Below are 2,848 nucleotides of genomic sequence, written 5' to 3'. Positions count from 1 at the left end.
TGACGGCTCCTGCCGACCTTCCAAGTGCTCGGCCAATAGCCCGAATCCCGGCTCCTTGGCTGAGCAAGAGTTCTAGTACAGCATCAAATTTAAAAGCATAAGTATGTTAAACTCAGAGAAAATCTCGAAAAATGAGGTGTTCTCCATGTCCAGAACCACAACCGTCCATCCGGTCTGTCTAACTTCAGAAGAACGCACGCAACTTCTTGCTTTTATTTCGAAAGGAAAAGCGCCAGCCCGTTCGATTCTCCGTGCCCATATTCTGCTCGCTACCGACTTGAATCAGCCAGGCGGCAAGCGCCGAGACGTGGATATTGCGACCTCTTTCCATATCCATCCCGCCACCGTTTTTGCGATTCGTAAAGAATTTACCACGCGAGGAATCGATCTCCTTCATCGCAAAAAACGTCAAACCCCTCCGGTTCCCGCGAAGATTACGGGCGAAGTGGAAGCGAAAATCATCGCGCTGAGTTGCAGTACGCCGCCAGAAGGATCTGCCGGCTGGAGTCTTCAGCTTCTGGCGGACAAAACCGTGGAGCTCCAAATTCTCGACAGCATCTCGCATGAGGCGGTTCGCCGCGTTTTAAAAAAACGGAACTGAAGCCGCATCTGCGCAAATGCTGGAGCATTCCGCCCAAGCAAAATGCGGCTTTCGTCGCCGCGATGGAAGATGTGCTGGACGTATACGCCAGAGCTTACAATGCCGAATGTCCCGTCATTTGTATGGACGAAAAGCCGATGCAGCTGCTCCATGAAGTCCGGGAGCCTCTGCCCATGGAACCGGGAAAACCCGAGCGTTACGACAACGAATACAAGCGAAATGGAACCTGTAGTTTGTTCGTGTTTACCGAACCTTTGGTCGGTTGGCGTCAAATGTCGGCCCGACCAAGACGGACCGGAATCGATTTTGCCGAAGAAGTTCGGACGCTGCTGGAAGGGCGATACGCGCATGTTCCGAAAATCGTGCTCGTGATGGACAATCTGAATACCCATTCGATCGCTTCGCTCTATGCGGCCTTTGATCCGGAGACGGCCAACCGACTCGCGAAACGAATTGAAATTCACCATACGCCTAAACACGGGAGCTGGCTTAATGTTGCCGAAATTGAGCTCAGTGTGTTAAGCAAGCAGTGCCTGAAATCCCGAATGCCGGATTTGGACACCTTACAACGCGAAGTGAAAGCTTGGGAACACAAGCGCAATGCGGAGCAAAAAGGGGTGAGCTGGCATTTTACAACGGACGATGCCCGAACTCGATTAAAGCATCTTTATCCAGTGGTTTTGAGTTGACGCTGTACTAGTTTGTTGCGTTCGATTATGCTAAAATGAGTGTAGCTCATGGTGGATTCTCCTTGTAGAGAGGTTGTGGTGACTTTATTCTACACGAATCCGGCCATGAGCCCTTTTTGTATTCAGTTCGAGGTGTTGCACTTCATTTTACAATCCGTCGAAAAAAAAAGAATTAAAATCGTAACTTTTTTAAAAAACCTTTCGTCTCCATAGAGAAGCCAAACTTTTAGGAGGAATCATATGAAAAAAATGATTAAGGTTTTGTTGACTTCTGCTATGATTGGGGCTGTTTCTTTAACAACATTCTTCTCTTTTGCCAATCAGCCAGTAGTTTCAGCTGCTCAAGGAGGTTGGTCGCTTGCAGGACATTCTTGGCCAGCTTCTACGAGAACAAACATTACTTACTCTAGGGATGGTAGCGCAGATGCAGTTTGGAATAATGCAGTGAACAATTGGAATTACAAGACTAACCTTATTAAGTTTACAAATGGAGGAACCAGCGGAAAGGTAAGCTTGTCCACAGTCTATAATAGTAGTATCGATAGCGATGGAAGAGCAACTACCTATTTTGACGCATCAAAAAATGCTTATGGCGGATTTTCTTGGCTTAACACTTATCACACGTCTAAATACACAGCTGCTAAAACTGAATCGGTGGCAACTCACGAGCTCGGGCACATCTTAGGATTAGCTGACTTGAGTTCTGGATACGCAAGTTTGATGAATGGTTATACTTCAGCGCGATACGACACTTTTGGGATATATACGCCTCAAAAAGACGATGTAGACGGGATCACTTTTATTTATAAATAATCAAGGAGGTATCTATTATGAAAAAATTAATTTTAGTAACAGCAGCAGCACTAGTAATTTCGGCAAGCACTGGAATCTTAGTGAATAATCACAATACTAATAATCAAGAAACACCAACAAATCCAGCCAAAGTTGAAAGCAAACAAGTATCTAAAGGAGGCGTTTCTCAATCTACAAGCGTAGCCAATTTTTATGGTTCTCTTGAAGAGCTTACAAACTCTGCAGATCTGATAGCTGAAGTAGAAATCACTGGACTCCATAAAGAAAATCCACAAGCAGAGTTCGCTCGTTACACAGCTAATGTAATAGATGTTATTTCAGGAAATCCAAGTCAAAAAGAAATTGTAATCAATGCATTAGCGCCTTTAAAAGTAGAAGAAGGAGTATCCGTAGAAACTGATGATCCTCCCTTTACAATTGGTGAAAAAAACGTACTTTTTTTAAAAAAGGGATCCGATACATCTATTGAATCTTTGTATTTTGTTTCCGGTGTGTACCAAGGTCGATTTGAAATCGAAAATGAAACTGTGATTGCAGTGAATCCCGACTACGGAAAAGAATTAGCCAGTGAAGAAAATAAAGGGCTTTTGGCTCAATCTACTGTAGATGAAGATTATATTCCTGGAGAAAATATTGTAGATTTTAAAGCGAAAATTCAAAAAATAGATTCTAGGGCCTGTACGCAAACCTATTTAAGCCAGATCCGAATCGAAATTAAAGCTAAAAAAGCCTTGAACATGCTCGC

General features: G+C 44.1%; 4 protein-coding genes. All 4 read left to right on the top strand.

Annotation, left to right across the window (positions count from 1 at the left end):
- Nucleotides 1-145 precede the first annotated feature (145 nt).
- Nucleotides 146-601 carry a helix-turn-helix domain-containing protein gene (locus HRQ60_RS23535; protein WP_216671682.1) on the top strand — a complete coding sequence of 152 codons (456 nt, stop codon included), beginning with the start codon at nt 146-148 and terminating at the stop codon, nt 599-601.
- Nucleotides 598-1,290, top strand: a complete 693-nt coding sequence (locus tag HRQ60_RS23530) for an IS630 family transposase (RefSeq protein ID WP_343044809.1) — start codon at nt 598-600, stop codon at nt 1,288-1,290. Before HRQ60_RS23535 ends, HRQ60_RS23530 begins: the two co-directional genes overlap by 4 nt.
- Nucleotides 1,291-1,530: 240 nt before the next feature.
- Nucleotides 1,531-2,103, top strand: a complete 573-nt coding sequence (locus tag HRQ60_RS23165) for a M57 family metalloprotease (protein WP_172200960.1) — start codon at nt 1,531-1,533, stop codon at nt 2,101-2,103.
- Nucleotides 2,104-2,120: 17 nt separating this feature from the next.
- Nucleotides 2,121-2,848 (top strand): hypothetical protein (locus tag HRQ60_RS23160; protein ID WP_172200957.1); only part of this gene is annotated, 728 nt, incomplete at its 3' end.

Origin of the sequence: Saccharibacillus qingshengii, from assembly GCF_013185195.1 — a bacterium.
Taxonomy (GTDB): domain Bacteria; phylum Bacillota; class Bacilli; order Paenibacillales; family Paenibacillaceae; genus Saccharibacillus; species Saccharibacillus qingshengii.
This window is presented reverse-complemented; position numbering and strand designations above follow the sequence as displayed.